General features: G+C 38.9%; 18 protein-coding genes. 6 read left to right on the plus strand and 12 right to left on the minus strand.

Annotated features, from left to right (window positions below; genetic code table 11):
- Positions 1 to 31 precede the first annotated feature (31 nt).
- From QSH13_RS09695 to QSH13_RS09710, 4 genes are read right to left on the minus strand one after another with little or no spacing between them, the layout of a single operon-like run.
- Complete coding sequence (locus QSH13_RS09695) at positions 32 to 787, minus strand: iron ABC transporter ATP-binding protein (protein WP_109395975.1); 756 nt, start codon at positions 785 to 787, stop codon at positions 32 to 34.
- 1 nt (position 788) lies between these two features.
- On the minus strand, positions 789 to 1,796 hold the full coding sequence (locus QSH13_RS09700; protein WP_109395974.1) for an iron chelate uptake ABC transporter family permease subunit: 1,008 nt from the start codon (positions 1,794 to 1,796) through the stop codon (positions 789 to 791).
- Positions 1,783 to 2,745 carry an ABC transporter permease gene (locus QSH13_RS09705; protein WP_109395973.1) on the minus strand — a complete coding sequence of 321 codons (963 nt, stop codon included), beginning with the start codon at positions 2,743 to 2,745 and terminating at the stop codon, positions 1,783 to 1,785. Before QSH13_RS09705 ends, QSH13_RS09700 begins: the two co-directional genes overlap by 14 nt.
- The gene (locus QSH13_RS09710) at positions 2,742 to 3,713 is read right to left on the minus strand and encodes a siderophore ABC transporter substrate-binding protein (RefSeq protein WP_109395972.1); all 972 of its coding nucleotides are present in this window, start codon (positions 3,711 to 3,713) and stop codon (positions 2,742 to 2,744) included. Before QSH13_RS09710 ends, QSH13_RS09705 begins: the two co-directional genes overlap by 4 nt.
- 452 nt (positions 3,714 to 4,165) lie before the next feature.
- Between QSH13_RS09710 and QSH13_RS09715 the strand changes: the two genes are divergently transcribed.
- From QSH13_RS09715 to chbG, 6 genes are all read left to right on the plus strand, one after another.
- On the plus strand, positions 4,166 to 4,492 hold the full coding sequence (locus tag QSH13_RS09715; RefSeq protein ID WP_006534491.1) for a PTS sugar transporter subunit IIB: 327 nt from the start codon (positions 4,166 to 4,168) through the stop codon (positions 4,490 to 4,492).
- A 94-nt stretch (positions 4,493 to 4,586) separates the two neighbouring features.
- The gene (chbC, locus tag QSH13_RS09720) at positions 4,587 to 5,945 is read left to right on the plus strand and encodes a PTS N,N'-diacetylchitobiose transporter subunit IIC (RefSeq protein ID WP_286039099.1); all 1,359 of its coding nucleotides are present in this window, start codon (positions 4,587 to 4,589) and stop codon (positions 5,943 to 5,945) included.
- A gap of 59 nt (positions 5,946 to 6,004) precedes the next feature.
- Positions 6,005 to 6,352, plus strand: coding sequence for a PTS N,N'-diacetylchitobiose transporter subunit IIA (gene chbA, locus QSH13_RS09725; RefSeq protein ID WP_109395970.1), 348 nt, complete (start codon positions 6,005 to 6,007; stop codon positions 6,350 to 6,352).
- A 1-nt stretch (position 6,353) separates the two neighbouring features.
- A complete protein-coding gene (gene chbR, locus QSH13_RS09730) occupies positions 6,354 to 7,211 on the plus strand; it encodes a transcriptional regulator ChbR (protein ID WP_261191319.1) in 858 nt (285 codons plus the stop codon).
- Positions 7,212 to 7,371: 160 nt separating this feature from the next.
- Positions 7,372 to 8,727 carry a 6-phospho-beta-glucosidase gene (locus tag QSH13_RS09735; RefSeq protein WP_286039098.1) on the plus strand — a complete coding sequence of 452 codons (1,356 nt, stop codon included), beginning with the start codon at positions 7,372 to 7,374 and terminating at the stop codon, positions 8,725 to 8,727.
- A 36-nt stretch (positions 8,728 to 8,763) separates the two neighbouring features.
- Entirely contained in the window at positions 8,764 to 9,528 is a 765-nt protein-coding gene (chbG, locus tag QSH13_RS09740) for a chitin disaccharide deacetylase (RefSeq protein ID WP_109395968.1), read from the plus strand.
- A gap of 117 nt (positions 9,529 to 9,645) precedes the next feature.
- On the opposite strand, the gene QSH13_RS09745 is transcribed toward chbG, so the two are convergent.
- The 8 genes from QSH13_RS09745 to QSH13_RS09780 form a co-directional block, all read right to left on the minus strand.
- The gene (locus QSH13_RS09745; RefSeq protein WP_286039097.1) at positions 9,646 to 10,146 is read right to left on the minus strand and encodes an outer membrane beta-barrel protein; all 501 of its coding nucleotides are present in this window, start codon (positions 10,144 to 10,146) and stop codon (positions 9,646 to 9,648) included.
- 70 nt (positions 10,147 to 10,216) lie between these two features.
- Positions 10,217 to 10,768, minus strand: a complete 552-nt coding sequence (locus tag QSH13_RS09750; RefSeq protein ID WP_109395966.1) for an Ail/Lom family outer membrane beta-barrel protein — start codon at positions 10,766 to 10,768, stop codon at positions 10,217 to 10,219.
- A gap of 251 nt (positions 10,769 to 11,019) precedes the next feature.
- Positions 11,020 to 11,508, minus strand: a complete 489-nt coding sequence (locus tag QSH13_RS09755; protein ID WP_109395965.1) for a hypothetical protein — start codon at positions 11,506 to 11,508, stop codon at positions 11,020 to 11,022.
- A 17-nt stretch (positions 11,509 to 11,525) separates the two neighbouring features.
- The gene (locus QSH13_RS09760; RefSeq protein ID WP_109395964.1) at positions 11,526 to 12,209 is read right to left on the minus strand and encodes a hypothetical protein; all 684 of its coding nucleotides are present in this window, start codon (positions 12,207 to 12,209) and stop codon (positions 11,526 to 11,528) included.
- Between the two features lie 26 nt (positions 12,210 to 12,235).
- Complete coding sequence (locus tag QSH13_RS09765) at positions 12,236 to 13,792, minus strand: formylglycine-generating enzyme family protein (RefSeq protein WP_286039096.1); 1,557 nt, start codon at positions 13,790 to 13,792, stop codon at positions 12,236 to 12,238.
- Positions 13,782 to 15,017: an ABC transporter permease gene (locus tag QSH13_RS09770; RefSeq protein WP_260619511.1), complete on the minus strand. Its 1,236-nt coding sequence runs from the start codon at positions 15,015 to 15,017 to the stop codon at positions 13,782 to 13,784. Before QSH13_RS09770 ends, QSH13_RS09765 begins: the two co-directional genes overlap by 11 nt.
- Entirely contained in the window at positions 14,998 to 15,690 is a 693-nt protein-coding gene (locus QSH13_RS09775) for an ABC transporter ATP-binding protein (protein ID WP_109406746.1), read from the minus strand. Before QSH13_RS09775 ends, QSH13_RS09770 begins: the two co-directional genes overlap by 20 nt.
- Positions 15,690 to 17,687: a vWA domain-containing protein gene (locus QSH13_RS09780; protein ID WP_109406747.1), complete on the minus strand. Its 1,998-nt coding sequence runs from the start codon at positions 17,685 to 17,687 to the stop codon at positions 15,690 to 15,692. The genes QSH13_RS09775 and QSH13_RS09780 overlap by 1 nt, the downstream gene beginning before the upstream one ends.
- Positions 17,688 to 17,689: the final 2 nt, after the last annotated feature.

Below are 17,689 nucleotides of genomic sequence, written 5' to 3' on the forward strand. Positions count from 1 at the left end.
TTTTTATTGAAGATAATTGAGCTAAATGGAATTAGTAATACATAGCAATGAGTTTATTATCGAGCTCTTTAACGTCAACGGGTGTATCGAAAATATCTTCAATAATATCCGCTTTCATGATCTCTTTTGGTGAACCGTGATAATACAGTTGTCCGTTACGCATGGCTAAAATATAGTCAGAGTAAACAGAGGCAAAATTGATATCATGGATCACGATAATAATGGTTTTTCCTAATTCATCTGCGGCTTTTCGCAGAAGTTTCATCATTATCACTGCATGTTTCATATCAAGATTATTCAGTGGTTCATCAAGCATCACATATTCGGTGTCTTGGCATAGCACCATCGCAACATAGGTACGTTGACGTTGTCCGCCTGATAACTCATCTAGATAGCGATGACGAAATTCAGTCAAATTTAAAAAGGCTAATGACTCATCAATGACTTTTTTATCGTCTAGTGTTAAACGCCCTTTACTGTAAGGATAGCGTCCAAAACCGACTAATTCTTCTACGGTTAAACGACTAACAAACTGGTTTTCTTGGCGTAGTATTGAGAGATTCTTAGCAAGAACATCGCTATCAGTTGCAGCAACATCCATACCATTAACGCTAACCATCCCGCTTTCAGGAAGTAGTAAACGTCCAATAACTGAAAGTAGTGTGGATTTCCCCGCGCCATTAGGACCTATGATCGAAGTAATACCGCCACGTTGAATTGTTGTTGTTATATTATCGAGAACAGTTGTGTCTTGATAATGTTTTGATATCTTGCTGATTTCAATCATATTAAAGTCTTCTTAACACCAAATAGATAAAGAACATCCCACCAACAAACTCAATCACAACAGAAAGTGTTCCTGTCATTTTTAAGCCATATTCTAAAACCAGTTGTCCACCGATTAAGGCAATAGTACCCAGTAGGAAGGCCACGGGCATCAAGAAACGGTGCTGGCTACTGCCACTGATATGATAAGCCAGGTTAGCTACAATTAAACCCAAGAAGGTTAATGGGCCAACTAAAGCGGTAGAAACGGCAACTAAAACAGAAATCAGTAATAGAATATAAGTGGTCTGTTTACGGTAATTAATACCGAGGTTAATGGCATTGGCTTGTCCTAATGCCATTACATCAAAGCTATAACGCATACGCCAAAGTAAAACACCAACAACCACAATAATGGCTAAAGAGCAAAAGATAAGATCAGGAGTGGCACGAGTAAAGGTGGCAAACATGCGACCTTGTAAGATGGAAAACTCATTAGGATCCATCAAGCGTTGTAATAGCGTAGCTGAACTACGAAATAGAGTTCCTAAAATAATCCCAATCATGAGGACTAAATTGATGTTAAAGCGTACAGAGCTAAACAGCCAGCGGTAGAGTACAACGGAAAATAGTACGAGTAATGTTGATTCTAAGAAGAACTTTGATAGGTTTAGCATCCACGAGGCAGGCATATCACCTTCAAAGAAAACAAACACGGTTTGTAACAACACAAACAGGGCTTCTAACCCCATAAGTGATGGGGTCAAAATACGGTTATTGGCAATAGTTTGAAACAATATCGTGGAGACACCTGCGGCAAAAGCTACCACAATCATCGTAAGAATAATATAAGCTCGGTGAGTCAGAATATAAGAGATATTGCCGTTTAGATTTATCGTCATAAATAGCACAATAGCTAATAACGATGCCCCTAATAATAACCAGATACGAGACATAGGTGAGAGGCGTGTTTTCTTATGTTCGACAGCGCCAGTACATTTGCTAATTATGGATGAATTAACTTTTTGCATAACGTTGCTGCTTTAGTAGTAAGAAAAGGAAAATAATAGCACCCACAGCGCCTAAAATAACGCTGGCAGGAATTTCAAATGGATAGCGAATAAGGCGTCCAATCACATCACACAGTAAAACAATCGCCCCACCACTTAAGCAAACCCAAGGGATAGTTTTACGAATATTATCCCCCATTATTAAGCTCACCAAATTGGGCACAATTAAACCAAGGAAAGGCAATGCACCCACAACAGAAACCACAACACCACTAATAAGCGCAATAATCGATAATCCTATTATCATTACTTTGCGGTAATTCAGCCCCACGTTAATGGAGAATTCTCGCCCCATTCCGGCAACAGTAAAACTATCTGCAACCCAACACGCCATGATTGCCAGCGCACCCACAAGCCATAACAGCTCATAACGGCCTTGTAACACACTTGAGAAATCGCCACTTGTCCATGCATCTAATGATTGCAGTAAATCGAAGTACACCGCTAAGAAAATGGTGAGTGCGCCAATAACTGCACTGAGCATAATGCCGACTAAAGGAACTATCAGTGTTGTTTTTAAAGTGATCTTTTGCAGAAGCAACATAAACAACAACGTACCAAGAAGGGCGAAAACAGTTGCGACCATCATTTTGGTGAAGATGCCTGCTGCTGGAAAGAGCAGCATGACGACTAATAATCCAAGACTTGCAGATTGCGTTGTTCCAGCAAGAGAAGGTTCGACAAAGCGGTTTTGGGTGAGCAGTTGCATAATTAATCCTGCAACACTAATGGCACCACCAGCGAGTAATAATGATAGAGTTCTTGGAACACGGCTGATAAAGAAGATATCGCGCATATCGGGATCAGTAAAAAGCGAAGCAGGAGTAATATCTCCTGCGCCGACGAATAGACTGATCATTGAGAGGATAGCGATAACCCCTATCCCCAATGATAAATGGAACGTTTTCATTCAGTTACTTTATTTTTTTGATCCAAGGCCTGATTAATTGTATCCATTAAACGAGAGTAAGTTTGGATCCCGCCGGAGATATAAATGGAACTTGCATCAAGATAGATAACTTGGTCTTTGTTCCAAGCATTTACTTTTCTAACTAGTGCATTATCAAGAACTTGTTTAGCAGGTTGTGAATCTTCACGGCCAATAGCTGCGTCACGGTCAATAACAAACAGCCAGTCTGGATTAAGTTTTAGCAGTAATTCAGAGTTCACGATATTGCCGTGTGAGCCAGGGCTATCAAAAACATAAGCCGGTTCAAAACCTAATACATCATAAATAAAGCCAAAGCGTGAGCTTGGGCCATAAGCAGAAATTTTACCACCACTGACTAAAACCACCATTGCTTTACCTGCGTCTGGTGTTTTGGTTTTTACGGTATCAATTTTGCTATTGAAATCAGCCAGTAGTTTTTTAGCTTGTTCTTCTTTGCCAAAAATTTGACCTAATGTTGTTGTGCGTTCAGCTAGGCTTTCAACGAAACGCTTAGGATCGATATCCATTGAAATCGCGGGTGCAATTTCACTTAATTTAGAATACGCATCACGAGCACGACTACCACTTAAAATTAAATCAGGTGCTGTTGTGCTGAGCTTCTCATAGTTCGGTTCAAATAATGCACCTTCATTGATATAGTCGTTCGGATTGGTGTATTTCTCTAAAAATTTTGGTAAATGAACATTCGTTTGTGGAAGACCAACAATAGGAACACCTAATGCATCAATAATATCAAGGGTTTCCATATTCATCACAACCACTTTTTGCGGGTGTGCAGGGATTTCAGTTGTCCCTTGGAAATGTTCAATCGTGAGAGTTTGTTTCTCCGCTGATTGTGCTGTTGATGTGTCTTGAGCGTTATCACAACCTGCGATAACAAGTGAAGAAAGCAGTAAAAACAGTGGGCTTAATGACTTTTTAAACATTCTCTTTCCCATATTGTTGCAACACGAAATAACACGGATCTTTACAGCGGTGGCTTAAAGGTCGATCCACAAAGAAGACGATAATACCATTAAAGACATAAAGAGTAATGATACTAATTCACATTCTCATAATAATAAAGAATTAACTTGACTAAAATGGCGAAACTTTGTGAGAGATCATTAAAGGAAAATAAAGAACAAATTTTGTGACGTGAAAGAACTCTTAAGATTATTTGCTCAATTTGTGAAGAGTGTCAAAAGAGTAGGTCAAGGAGAGACAATTCTTAACCACTAAGAAATATCGTTAGCCAGTATCATTGCGTATACTTCATTCAAGCAGAAACAATCCTTATTTTAATCTTACTTCGGTTTCTGTACTGACACAGTAATGAATGCACAAGAGAAAGCCTTGTTATCTCTAGGGTAAATCGTTGCCAACTCAAGAGGGTTTTATGCAAAAGAAATATATTTACTTATTTTGTTCTGCTGGCATGTCAACATCCCTTCTCGTGACCAAAATGCGAGCACAAGCAGAAAAATATCAAGTGCCTGTGGTTATTGAAGCATTTCCTGAAACCTTAGCAGCACAAAAAGGACAGGATGCGGATCTAATTTTACTTGGTCCACAAATTAGTTGGATGTTGCCTGATATCCAAAAATTACTCCCTAATAAACCGGTCGAAGTGATCGATTCTTTGTTATACGGAAAAGTAGATGGCTTAGGTGTGTTAAAAGCCGCTGTCGCCTCTATTAAAAAAGCATCTGCAACAACAAATTAATTCTATTTTTTATTTTTTTATTATTTCTATTCCAGTCAAAGAGCGAATTTTTCAGCAAGCCGAGCAATTAGCGGCATTTTAAGGGTATTTTTCTATGAGTAAGTTTATTGGTTCACTTGAAAAGGTACTCCTTCCTTTTGCGGTTAAAATTGGAAAGCAACCTCACGTTAATGCGATTAAAAATGGTTTTATTCGTTTAATGCCGTTAACCCTTGCAGGGGCAATGTTTGTACTTATCAATAACGTTTTTCTTAGTTTTGGTGAAGGCTCCTTCTTTTATTCTTTAGGTATCCGCCTTGATGCATCAACAATAGAAACGCTCAATGGTTTTAAAGCCATCGGGGGGAATGTCTATAATGGTACATTGGGTATCATGTCATTAATGACACCTTTTTTTATCGGTATGGGATTAGCTGAAGAGCGTAAGGTCGATCCTATCGCTGCTGGGTTACTCTCTATCGCTGCGTTTATGACCGTCACACCTTATAATGCTGGTGGGGCGTATGCTGTTGGCGCCAACTGGTTAGGGGGCGCGAATGTTATTTCAGGTATTATTATCGGTCTTGTTGTTGCTGAAATGTTCACCTTTATTGTGCGCCGTAATTGGGTGATCCGCTTACCTGATAGCGTACCCGTTTCTGTTTCACGTTCATTCTCAGCCTTAATCCCTGGTTTTATTATCTTATCTGTTATGGGAATTGTTTCGTGGGGATTAGGACATTATGAGACACATTTCCACCAAGTTATTTTAGACTCTATCTCAACGCCTTTAGCCTCATTAGGCTCAGTAGTGGGTTGGGCGTATGTTATCTTCACATCATTGTTATGGTTCTTTGGTATTCATGGCTCACTGGCGCTGACAGCGCTTGATAGTGGCATTATGACACCATGGGCATTAGAGAATATTGCGATTTACACAGAGTACGGTTCTGTTGAAGCGGCATTAGCGGCAGGTAAGACATTCCATCTCTGGGCCAAACCGATGTTAGACTCCTTTATCTTCTTAGGGGGCACAGGGGCAACGCTGGGGCTGATCTTGGCTATCTTTATCGCATCTCGTCGCGCAGATCATCGTCAAGTGGCAAAACTGGCATTACCAGCGGGTTTATTCCAAATTAACGAACCGATTATTTTTGGTTTGCCTATTATCATGAACCCAGTGATGTTTATTCCCTTTATTCTTATTCAGCCTATTCTTGCCTCAATTACTGTGACAGCTTATTACTTAGGGATAATCCCACCGGTAACAAATATAGCGCCATGGACGATGCCAACGGGGTTAGGTGCATTCTTTAACACTAACGGCAGTATCGCAGCACTGTTATTAGCACTGTTTAACTTGGGTGTAGCAACACTGATTTATCTTCCTTTCGTCATCATCTCAAACAAAGCACAAACTGAAATTGAGAAAGAAGAGAGTGAAGAAGATATTGCCAATGCATTGAAATTTTAAGTTATAGAAAAGAAGTGCAGAGCTTGCTCTGCACTTTCTAGAGTCAAAGAGGATATACCATGTTAGATATTGAAAATGCAGTTGATAGCAGTGCTACGGAAGATGAATTTGAAGAGATCATCATGGGGCTTATCATTAACTCAGGACAAGCTCGTAGTGTGGCTTATGGCGCATTAAAGAAAGCCAAAGAGGGTGATTTTGAAGGCGCTAGAAAATTAATGGAACAATCTCGCGAAGCATTAAATGAAGCACATAAAATACAGACACGTTTAATTGGTGATGACCAAGGTGTCGGAAAAACGAAAGTCAGCTTGGTCTTAGTTCACGCGCAAGATCATTTAATGACATCGATGTTAGCCAGAGAGTTAGTGACAGAATTAATCGAGTTACATGAGAAGATAAAATAAGATGAATATCGTGGTGGAGTCATTGAGAGCACAAAGCGAAATACGCATGGTCTATGAAGATCAGCTATTTAATGGCAAAAATTTTCATGTCTTTATTTATAATAAAACAGAAAGTGTCAGTGGTCTGCATCAACATGATTATTATGAATTCACCATTGTTTTAACCGGGCGTTATTATCAAGAGATTAATGGTAAGAAGGTTTTATTAGAGCGGGGAGATTTTGTTTTTATTCCCATAGGCTCTCATCACCAAAGCTTCTATGATTTTGGTGCAACACGTATTTTAAATGTGGGAATTAGTAAAGCCTTTTTTGATAAACATTATCTCTCGTTATTGCCTTCTTATTTTATCGCTTCACAAGTTTATGAATTAAAAAATGAGTTTCTCTCCTATATTGAATCCGTTATTGGCTCATTGAATTTCCGCCATACCGAATTTAATGAATTTATTGAAATTGTCACCTTTAATGTGGTGAATAGATTACGACACCATCGAGAAAATAGAACGCAAGACGATATTCCCTTATGGTTGCGAGACACAATAAGCGAGATGCATGACAAACAAAAATTTGGTGAAAATGCATTGGTTAATATGGTGATGTTATCAGGGAAATCACAAGAATATTTAACCCGAGCAACTCGGCGTTATTACGATAAAACACCAATGCAAATTATTCATGATATCCGAATTAATTTTGCGAAAAAGCAATTGGAAATTACCAATTATTCGATAACAGATATTGCCTTTGATGCGGGTTACAGTAGTCCTAGTTTATTTATTAAGACATTTAAGAAAATAACTTCGCTAACCCCAAATAGTTATCGGAAAAATTTATGTAGTATTAAAGAAACAAACTAATTCATTATTAGGCGTAATAAATTAATCAACAATAAAGATTAATTTTATTGAAATAAGAGAGAAAGAAGAAAATAAGCTTATTTTCTTCATGGTTCTTTACGCCTTAATTTTGCCATTAATACACAAATAGCAGCATTATTACGCTGTATGGGAGTGTTTTATGAGTCATAAATTAAAAGTAGTTACCATTGGCGGTGGAAGCAGTTATACACCTGAATTATTAGAAGGTTTTATTAAACGTTATCATGAACTGCCGATCACTGAATTATGGTTAGTGGATGTAGAAGAAGGAAAAGAGAAGCTCGATATTATTTTTGAGCTTTGCCAGCGCATGGTAAAAAAGGCGGGTATTCCTTTAGCCATCTATAAAACGCTTGATCGTCGTGAAGCATTAAAAGAGGCGAATTTTGTCACAACACAGTTACGTGTTGGTCAATTGAAAGCAAGAGAACTTGATGAATCTATTCCGTTAAGTCATGGCTATTTAGGACAAGAAACTAATGGTGCAGGTGGGTTATTTAAAGGCTTACGCACTATTCCTGTTATTTTCGATATTATTAAGGATGTTGAAGAGATTTGCCCTAATGCGTGGATCATCAACTTTACAAATCCAGCAGGCATGGTAACAGAAGCTGTTTATCGTCATACCAATTTTAAGAAGTTTATTGGGGTTTGTAATATTCCAATTGGTATGAAGATGTTTATTACAGATGTGTTGAAGTTAACGGATAAAGATGAACTTTCCATTGATTTATTTGGCTTAAATCACATGGTGTTTATTAAAGACGTTATTGTAAATGGCCAATCTCGTTTTCCTGAATTATTAGACGGTGTGGCTTCAGGCACATTAACTGCGGGCTCGGTGAAGAACATTTTTGACCTACCCTTTAGTGAGGGATTGATCCGCTCTCTTAATCTGTTGCCATGCTCTTATTTACTGTATTACTTCAAGCAAAAAGAGATGTTAGCTATTGAAATGGGTGAATACTATAAAGGTGGGGCGCGCGCTAAAGTAGTACAAAAAGTCGAAAAGCAACTGTTTGAATTGTACAAAGATCCTGATTTAAATATCAAACCGAAAGAGTTGGAATTACGTGGAGGGGCCTATTATTCGGATGCCGCCTGTGAAGTGATTAATGCTATTTATAATGATAAACAAGCTGAGCATTATGTGAATATTCCTCATCATGGTCATATCGATAATATTCCAGCAGATTGGTCAATTGAAGTGACTGCTATTTTAGGGCGTGATGGTGCTAAACCTCATCCACGTTTAACGCATTTTGATGAAAAAGTGATGGGATTAATTCATACCATCAAAGCCTTTGAAATCGCGGCCAGCAAAGCGGCTATTAGTGGTGAATTAAATGATGCTTTATTAGCAATGAACTTAACGCCGTTAGTACTTTCCGATAAAGATTCAGAAGTGCTTACGCGCGAAATGTTATTAGCGCATAAAGCGCATCTCCCTAATTTTGCTAAAGCAATTGCTGAGTTAGAAAAAGCCGCTCATTAATTGTTGGTAGATAAAAATAAGTAATAAGGAGACAAAATGGCTGGTTTATTAATTGTGAATGCAGATGATTTTGGACTGAGTAAAGGCCAAAACTACGGCATTGCAGAGTGTTTTCGTCATGGAGTGGTTAGTTCAACAACGGCACTTGTCAATGCTGAAGGAATTAAACATGCAGCACAATTGTGTCATGAGTTGCCTGGATTAGGTGTTGGACTTCATTTTACATTGACGATGGGTAAACCGCTGTCTCCTTTACCTTCTTTAACGCGTGAAGGTGTACTGGGGAAATGGGTATGGCAAATGGCAGAAGAGGGTAGTTTACCGCTTGATGAAATTCGTGTTGAACTTAAAGCACAATATCAGCGTTTTATTGAGATCTTTGGTCGTGAGCCAGACCATATTGATAGCCACCATCATGTACATATGTTTAAGCAAATTTTTCCCATTGTAGCGGAGTTCGCCAGAGAAAAATCGCTACCAATACGCGTTGATAGACTGTTTGCACATAAAGAAGGGATTAATACTGAGGGTGTGATAAGTAGTGATGGTTTTGATAGCCAATTTTATGGAGATGAAATCACACAAGCATTATTTTTAAAGGTGCTTGATGAATCGAAAGCGCGTCATGAGCATTCTATTGAAGTGATGACACACCCCGCTTTTGTGGATAATCCATTACGAGCGAGTGGTTATTGTTTCCAGCGCTTAACGGAACTTGAAGTATTAACAGATATGACGTTAAAACAAGCGATTATTGAACGAGGTTATCAATTGGGAACGTATCAAGATTTAATGAAATGATTTGGAATGTGGTTTAGATGATTGATGTCTGTGTTATTCCCTGGTGTGGGTCTTTTGCATGATTTTGCCTCTGTTTGTTATAAAGCAGAGGCGTTTTTATTTTTGTCACCGTAGAAATCAAAACCGATAACCAATATTGCTGATAAGTGCATAACTTGGATAACTTTTCCCTTCTATTTTAAAGTAACTGCCTTCATAGCCTAAAGTCAGTGTAATATTTTGTGATGATGTAAATGTGATACCTGTTCCCCAACTGACAGATTTAGATGAATTATCTTTATTTATATTTTCTTTTGTTTGATAACTTATGCCACTGGCACCAATTGTAGTATAGAGATCAATAAACGGTGTTAGAGCATAAGCGGGGCCTAAGGTGATAGAAGCATAGCGTAATCGACGATTATCTGATAATGGTTGATGAGATAACGTTCCTGCAAGTTGTATAGAGATTTTTTTATTAGCTTGAGGTAATGCTTGAATTCTCATATTAATCCCATTCGCTGTGGGTAAATCTTTTACTTTAATATAAGCATAACCAATAGAATATAATGTACGATCACTTTTAGCATAAGTGAAAGAAGTAAAGAGTAATGTAAAGAATAATAATATTTTTATCATAAGAATAGTAAATTTAATAATTAAAAAAAGAAAAAGCACATACTATAAAATAATATGTGCTTAAGTTTAATTAAAAACGATAACCGATATTAGCAATGAAACCATCTAAGATAATTCGATTATCGGTATTTTTAAATTTAAAACGGCTATTTTCATATCCAAGAGAAATAGAAACCATTTCTGCTGGGTTAATAATTAAACCTGCACCCCAACTAAATGCATTTTTCTTTACTTTTTTTAATTCTGAATCGTCGGATTTAAACTGAACTTGGCTCATACCTGCCGTACCATAAACACTAACAAAATCATTTAAACGTACTGTGGGGCCAGCCATAACAGAGTAATAACGCACAGTTACGTCTTTAAAAAAAGTATTAACAGGCTTATTTAAATCATATTCATTTTGGGCATAAGTTGCTGTTGCTAAAACACCAAATTGTGAATTAACTTCTTGACGAATAGAAAAAACACCACCGTGTATTGGATCTTGACCTGCCATTTTGATTTGTGCATAACCCGCTGAAAGTGTGGTTTTATCTAATTTAAAGTCGTTTTGGGCATAAACAGAAGAAGTAGCCAATAGACCAGTTATAAATAAAGTTGATAGTAATTTTGTTTTCATTAGTCATATCCCATAATTTAAATAATAATGTGTTATTAAGCGAGGGGATTATAATGATGAGTTTATTTTTAATGGAATAAAAAATAGCACGCTAATTTAAATACGGTTGTTTTATTAAAGATGTGTATTAATTTCAATGAATATTAAATAAATAATAATTTAAATGTGATATGAATTACTATATAAATAAAAAATAATAATTAAAATAAAGAAAAAGGCTCTCTAAATAATAATAGAGAGCCTTTTTAGGTTTATTTAAGGCCTAAATCACTTTGCAGGTTAATGACTTGATTTTGTAAATTTTCTAACTCAAGCTGTTTTTCCATCACTGATTTTGATGGATTGTTTTGTGCCGCTTTCATTTGCTTGTCAATTTCATTGATCTGTTTTTGAATATCATTTTGCCCTTTCGTTTTTTGGCGAATTTGATTTAACAGATTATTCATTGATTGGTTTAATGCTTGTTGGCTAGCTTGTTTACTTTTGAGAGAGGCGTTGGTTTGTTGCTTTTCTTTCTCGATAGCAGCAAAAACGGCTTTAAACTCCGTATTTAATGCTTTCTCATTTGCTAAAATAGCTTGTTTTTGCTCAATGCGATTGTCGTAAGTCCCTGAATAATTACAGTTAAACTTAGTAATTATACTAACATCACCGGTTGTTGGATCGCAATCCGCGGGATTGGTGACACAACCGCTTAATAGTAAGCTTATGCCAACAAGGGAAAGAGGTAAAAGTTTCATTATCATCCTTTTTAACGTTAACTAAGTTTTATTGCTGTACGTTGAGTATAAAGGCTATCAAGTTCTTCTTGTAAAGAGGCAACTTGTTGCTTCATCCCATCAATTTGTTTATCAAGTTGTGCCGTTTTTAGACCATCTTGACGGCTTTGAGTGGCGATATCTCGCCATTCGGCTTCACGTTTTTTCATATCGGCTAAGCGAGAACGCAATGCTGCGATATTGGCATCAACGCCTTTCAGTTGTTTCTCAGCCGCTTCTTTATTTAAACGTTGCTGTTTCATATCTTGCTGAATTTTTGCAATCGCTTTTTTATCATCAGCAATAACGGCTTTTGCGGTGTTAGAGGCGCTTTGTAAGTGCTGATTTTCTTTTTGAATATCAGCAATCATGGAATTGAGCATCTCTTCTTTAGAAGCATAATTTTGACGTTTATTATCTAAATAGGCATTTGCACCAATCCCGACGCCACAGCCCGCGACAGCAGCAATAAGCATACATGCGCCCTTATTGCTTGAGTTTGAGACGAGACAGCCTAAGGCACCGATTGCCGCACCACCGGCACAAGCCGTGATACCGGATTTGCTGAAAAACTCCATATCGCTATTATTTGTTAAACGAGGATCTGCCCCTTTATTACTTTGGCATCCTGATAGGGCAAGTAAAGCACTAATGCCAAGTGTTGCCATAAATTGTTTGTTCATACCACACCTATTATCCCAAGTCTCTGTTATTGTTTTTTGCACGCTTCAAGCCATTCATTCCGTGAAACTTTACCGTTAGCCCAATATCCTTGAAGTCCTTGCATATACGTTGAAAGGTACGTATTTAAATTTGATTTACCTCTGGCCTCCATCAATTGGCGTACCACTTCAACTTGAGGTTTTACTAACGAGGCGTCGTATGTTGTTGCCATATCCACTAAGGTGTCAGCGTAATAGCTCACAACAAAGTCGAGGGTTTTCTTATGTTCGTTGACTTGTTCTTGACGTCGTTCACAAGTGGCATCTTTTGTGCCTACAGGACAATTTTTTTCATGTAATGCGATTAATCGGTCGTAGAACTCGCCATCATCTTTTAATTTGGTACATAAAAAAGCGCCTAATTGCAGTGAAGTACGGATAGCTTGGTCACGTTGCTCATCTCGCAGTTGTGCATTTGCTCGTAATGTATTTTTCAATTCAGCTAACTGTTTTTTCAGTGCTTCATCTTGTACTTGGGTCGAGAGCGTATTTAGGCTATTAATGGAGTTATCACTATTGTTTTTTGATTTACTATTTGTCGGCTTTTCATTACCTAATTGTTGCCACTCTTTTTCTATCTCTTTGATTTTGTCACGTGATGTTAATGCTGGGGCGACAATAGCTAAACGAAAGCCAGTGTATTTGTTTTTATTGGCACCAGTATTGGTGTAATAAGGCTCTTCTTGACGCCACGAACTTCGCATATCGCTTTCTGGGGTGAGATAACTACCACCGCGCACAATAAAGCCACCAGCTTGTCCATGTAAGCGGTCGAGTTTATTGAGCCTAAAAGGCTCAAACATCATTTCAGCGACATTACCCAACATGTCATGTAAGCCTAGAGGATTGGGTGATAACAAACCGGTGAGTTGTAATGAGCCATTAGCAGATTGGCTACCTGCTGACCAAATATAGTTTTTGGTACCTTCTGGCATTGGGAAACGTATGTCACGAAATTCTGAAGCTGAGACTTTTAAACCGCCGCGGGCGGCAAATTCCCACTCCGTTTCTGTTGGTAATCGAGCAAAACCTTTTGCGCCATCTTCAACAGGGAGTGCTTCGGGATGTTTGCTTCTTAACCATTGGTTATATTGATCTGCAAATTGCATCGCTTCGTACCAACTGATATTCACTTTTGGTAAACGTAATTTATTTGAAGCAACAGGGCACTCTTTACCATTAATCACGCTCTGCATGGCGTTATATTGCAGATCGGTAACAGGGTATTTTGCCATAAGGTAGTAACGACCTTTTTCTTTACCTTTTAATGGAAAGCTACCCGCAATATGTTCTGCTCGTGATTGTTCTAAATAACCCCATTCATCACCTTCTTGCCCCAGGGTGATACTGTAATCTTGTAATGGCTGGCTTAAGGGGATGGTGACTTGGCGAAACACCATGGAACCTTCACAAGGGAAAGGCAAGATCACATCATCAGGCAACGCTTTTGGGTTAACGAATTTATCGTCCCATTTGGCAGATGCGGTAAAACTGCTAGATAACAGCGCGAATGATAAAGTTAGAAGCGATAAATTAAATTTCACGTAAGCTCTCCGCAGGTTCAATCGAAACGGCACGTAATGCGCCAATACTTGCCACGAGTAAGGCCACAAGCAAGGCACTGCACATAGCGATTAATAAATCCCAAAATGTTAACTGACAGACAAAGGCTTGTTCAGGTAAATGTGTGCCTAATAATGTGGTAAATAAGGTGCTACCGATGCCGTAAAGCCCAAGGGCTAAAATAAAGGCAACACTGGTTAATAACAGCGCTTGCAACACAATATATAAAGAGACGGCAAATTGACGAAAACCTAATAGGCGTAGTACTGCCATGTCTTTACGTTTACGGTCAATATTGGCAAGGAATGCACCAATTAATGAGGCAATACAGCCTAATAGTGATACCCAAGCAATGACGGAAAAGATAACGTTAAGGACGTAGCTGATAGCTTTTACAGACTCTATTTGGCTTTTTTGTGTCATCACATCAATGTGTTGTTGTCTAAACCAATCATCTAGTGGTGCAATGGCATCTAAATTTTTTGCATAAAGGCGAGCTTTGGCAAACTGGGTTCTTGATTTCGCTTCGATGCCTTGTGTGACGCCAAAAAGAGGTGCTTGATAACCATCTCGGTAATCTTCCATTGCCACTAAAACATCAAGAGAAACAAAAGCCGCTGCTCTTGGAAATTTACTATCACTGATAATGCCACCGATAGTAAAGGTACGTTTGGCTCGTTCATTAACGCCATTAAGCTTACGGCTGATAAATAAGCGCACACTATCGCCTACATTCGCCTGTAGTTTTTGTGCCGCATTGGCAGAGAGCACTAAGGTGTCCGCATTTTTGGGAATAGTCACATCTGTTAATAAAGGATCGTTTTCTGCCGTTGGGATAATTTCAGCGTTATCAATAAAATGCTGTCCATCAATCACAATATCGGCTTGTGTGTTTAAGCTACGTGTTAATGGGATAACAAAACGGACTTCTTCTTTTTGCGCAATTTCATCAAACCAGCTTTGTGGATAATTACCATTGCCTAACATCCGTATTTCAAGGTTACGAGGATCATTTAGCAGTTGGTTGTGAAGTTGCGTCACAATGCCGTTTTTTAGCCCAAACAGCAGTAACAGTGGCGCAATCACTGAGACTAAAGAGAACACAATACAGAGCGCAACTTTGCGATCATAAATTAAGTCACGCCAAGCGAGTGAGCTGAGTAAGCCGAGGCGATTGGGATGGATATTATTGTTTGAGAAAGACACTACCGCCCCCTTGTAGTTGTGCATGATAGTGGCTAAATTCAAAACGCTCGACTAAAGACCAGTCGTGACTAACAACCAGCGCAGAGATATCGAGTTGTTTTACCATCTCCACAATCAATGCATATAACGCTTGTGCATTATGAGGATCAAGAGCAGCTGTGGGCTCATCGGCAAGCAGTAAAGCGGGCTCATGGGCAATTGCGCGAATAAAAGCAGCACGTTGACGTTCACCAATAGAGAGCTGGCGAGGAAAACGATCAAGTAAAGGACGTAACTGTAGATGCTCAATAGCGTGATCAAGCCAAGCGGAGTGTTGGGTTAACCCCAGCATCTTACGAGGTAATTGAATATTTTGTATGACGGTTAAAAAGGGAAGTAACCCACCACTTTGGAGCATAAAACCCAAGTTCTTAGCACGCAATGATGCGAGTTGAGTCTGCTCATTATGCAATACCGCTTGGGTGATAATGATATTATCACCGAGTTGGAAATGCGCTAATTCATCTGGACGTAAGATTAGCCCTATCATTTCTAGTAAGGTACTTTTACCACAACCACTTAACCCAGTTAACGCGCAGATTTCTCCTTTTTCAAGGGTCAATGAAGGAAGCGCAACACGAAAACCATGTTGCGCATCACCACGCGTAATTGCCATGCCTTCAATCTGGATCATTAAGGCAAGTTTTCCAGTGGAACAGGATAAACGTGATCGCGAGGATCGCTTTGTGGTGCAAGGGATATCCAACGATCAACATCTTCATTATAACGTTGGTAGTATTGCAACTTGGTATTGAGACGACGGATAAATTTCTCTTGCTCTAGCCCATCCCAGCTTTTCCATGTCTCTTCATCTAAGCCAAGGACTTCACTTAAGTAAGGGAGATTTTCAATGTATTCACCTAATAATCCCATTTCACCTAACTTGGTTGCTGAACCTTGTTTGATTTGATTTGGATCGTTACCCATTGTGGCAGCGATTGAGCGTAAATCCGCAAACATATTGTCAGGCGAGATCAAACCTTCATTAGCCGCATTCACGATTTTTTTCATGACATCACTTAAATCGCTTAACTCACTTTTCGTCAATAAAACCTGTACTTCTGTGGTTGGGATATTTTGCTGTAATAAGTCCCGATCACTTATCCATGCTTGAAAGACTGGAGGCGCTTTTGTACCTTGTTTTTCACCTAAATAAGCTAAACGCATGGCATAGCCTAAATCGTGTGCATCACTAAGTAAGGTGTCTGTCTCTTTATCTTTGCCATAAGTAGGATCAGCATTTAATGCACTTCCCACAGTGGCTTCGCCACGATAAGCCGTTTGAATTTGAGTGGTGACAGCGGTTGCCAGACTGTCTACCATGCGACCAAAACTATTTACATCCCCTGAGTTGATAGGGTAGTAAAGTGATTTGTGTAAGAACGGATTAAGCGTTAATGCTTCATATTGCGTTTGTGCAGAAGCGTGATTTTTTGCACCTGATGGCGTTTTTAAATGCAGTGTATAAAGTGCAACACCGCGATAAGCCGCTTCTTGGCGAATTTGTTCCGCATCGAGCTTAGTTGATGAAAGAGGATCATCTCCTGTTAATGCACCTGCATCAGTGATTAAAATGACGTAACGCGCACCAAAGCGTGTCCAATCAACATCATCAAGGGCTTGCATTACGCCAGCATAAGCATCTTCATCAAAACGGCTACTTGAGACTTTAGCTTGGCGTAATTCTTTAACTTTATTCAGAAAATCAGGGCCATCTTTTACATCATTGGGATTTACAAACATCTTGCTGTCGTATTCCAATGCTGGTACGGCTTTGATATTAGAGCGAAACGCCACTAAACCAAATTTTACCTTATCCAACATATTGTCTTTTTCGACTTGTGCATAAACCTTTTGGATCGCTTGTTTGGTTCTATCAATATAAGGATCCATGGATATTGTTGAGTCGATAACAAACACCACTGCGGCAGAAAAACCTTGCATCATATTGTCAGCATCTTTGCTATTCGGTGTCGCTGGTTTTGTACTGTTTGCAGTTGCATTCTGTGCGTCTTTGCTGTCTTTAGTTTGTGAAGAAACAGAAGCCACATTGAGCAGTCGCACTTTATAGCCCGCATCAGTAAAGACTTCATCCGATCCTAATACAGGCAGTAGATAGAAATTACTTTTCTGATCAATCATATAATCAGGCTCTTTTGCTAAAATAGCCGGATTGACTTTTTGGTTTTTGATATCTGCTAAAAAGGGTTTGTACTGTTTTTCAGGCGTTGGGCTTTCAAGTAAGCTTTCAACCGTTTGCTTATCTTTGAAAAATAGCATTGGGTTACGACCCGCAGGGTTAGTAAATGCGAGTGTTAACTGCATTTTCCATTCTGAGGTACAACTTGCATTCATCCAGCCACTAATATGACCTAAGCTATCAGGGCCAACTTGTAACCACTCATTAGCGCCCTGTTTTTGGCGTTGATAAACATAAAAACGGCTAAATGCAGGTTGCTCTTTACCTTTTGCGCCAATAGTGTCAGCGATTTGGCAACCCGGGTAAGTTAATACACGTTGATAGAGGGTCTTTTTACCCTCTTGTAATAGTGGCTTTTTCTCTTCAGCACTTGCTGGCGCTGTTAGAATTAAACCACTGAGAATAAGCGTAAGCCAATGCGCCTTTTTCATGC

It is taken from the genome of Proteus faecis, assembly GCF_030286765.1.
Taxonomy (GTDB): domain Bacteria; phylum Pseudomonadota; class Gammaproteobacteria; order Enterobacterales; family Enterobacteriaceae; genus Proteus; species Proteus faecis.

Excerpts from the sequence above, each read along its gene's own strand:
- QSH13_RS09750 (WP_109395966.1), bottom strand. The coding sequence starts at position 10,768 with ATGAAAACAAAATTACTATCAACTTTATTTATAACTGGTCTATTGGCT.
- QSH13_RS09715 (WP_006534491.1), top strand. The coding sequence starts at position 4,166 with ATGCAAAAGAAATATATTTACTTATTTTGTTCTGCTGGCATGTCAACA.
- QSH13_RS09705 (WP_109395973.1), bottom strand. The coding sequence starts at position 2,745 with ATGAAAACGTTCCATTTATCATTGGGGATAGGGGTTATCGCTATCCTC.
- chbG (WP_109395968.1), top strand. The coding sequence starts at position 8,764 with ATGGCTGGTTTATTAATTGTGAATGCAGATGATTTTGGACTGAGTAAA.
- QSH13_RS09735 (WP_286039098.1), top strand. The coding sequence starts at position 7,372 with ATGAGTCATAAATTAAAAGTAGTTACCATTGGCGGTGGAAGCAGTTAT.
- QSH13_RS09695 (WP_109395975.1), bottom strand. The coding sequence starts at position 787 with ATGATTGAAATCAGCAAGATATCAAAACATTATCAAGACACAACTGTT.
- QSH13_RS09710 (WP_109395972.1), bottom strand. The coding sequence starts at position 3,713 with ATGTTTAAAAAGTCATTAAGCCCACTGTTTTTACTGCTTTCTTCACTT.
- chbC (WP_286039099.1), top strand. The coding sequence starts at position 4,587 with ATGAGTAAGTTTATTGGTTCACTTGAAAAGGTACTCCTTCCTTTTGCG.
- QSH13_RS09780 (WP_109406747.1), bottom strand. The coding sequence starts at position 17,687 with ATGAAAAAGGCGCATTGGCTTACGCTTATTCTCAGTGGTTTAATTCTA.
- QSH13_RS09775 (WP_109406746.1), bottom strand. The coding sequence starts at position 15,690 with ATGATCCAGATTGAAGGCATGGCAATTACGCGTGGTGATGCGCAACAT.
- QSH13_RS09700 (WP_109395974.1), bottom strand. The coding sequence starts at position 1,796 with ATGCAAAAAGTTAATTCATCCATAATTAGCAAATGTACTGGCGCTGTC.
- QSH13_RS09760 (WP_109395964.1), bottom strand. The coding sequence starts at position 12,209 with ATGAACAAACAATTTATGGCAACACTTGGCATTAGTGCTTTACTTGCC.
- chbR (WP_261191319.1), top strand. The coding sequence starts at position 6,354 with ATGAATATCGTGGTGGAGTCATTGAGAGCACAAAGCGAAATACGCATG.
- QSH13_RS09745 (WP_286039097.1), bottom strand. The coding sequence starts at position 10,146 with ATGATAAAAATATTATTATTCTTTACATTACTCTTTACTTCTTTCACT.
- chbA (WP_109395970.1), top strand. The coding sequence starts at position 6,005 with ATGTTAGATATTGAAAATGCAGTTGATAGCAGTGCTACGGAAGATGAA.
- QSH13_RS09755 (WP_109395965.1), bottom strand. The coding sequence starts at position 11,508 with ATGAAACTTTTACCTCTTTCCCTTGTTGGCATAAGCTTACTATTAAGC.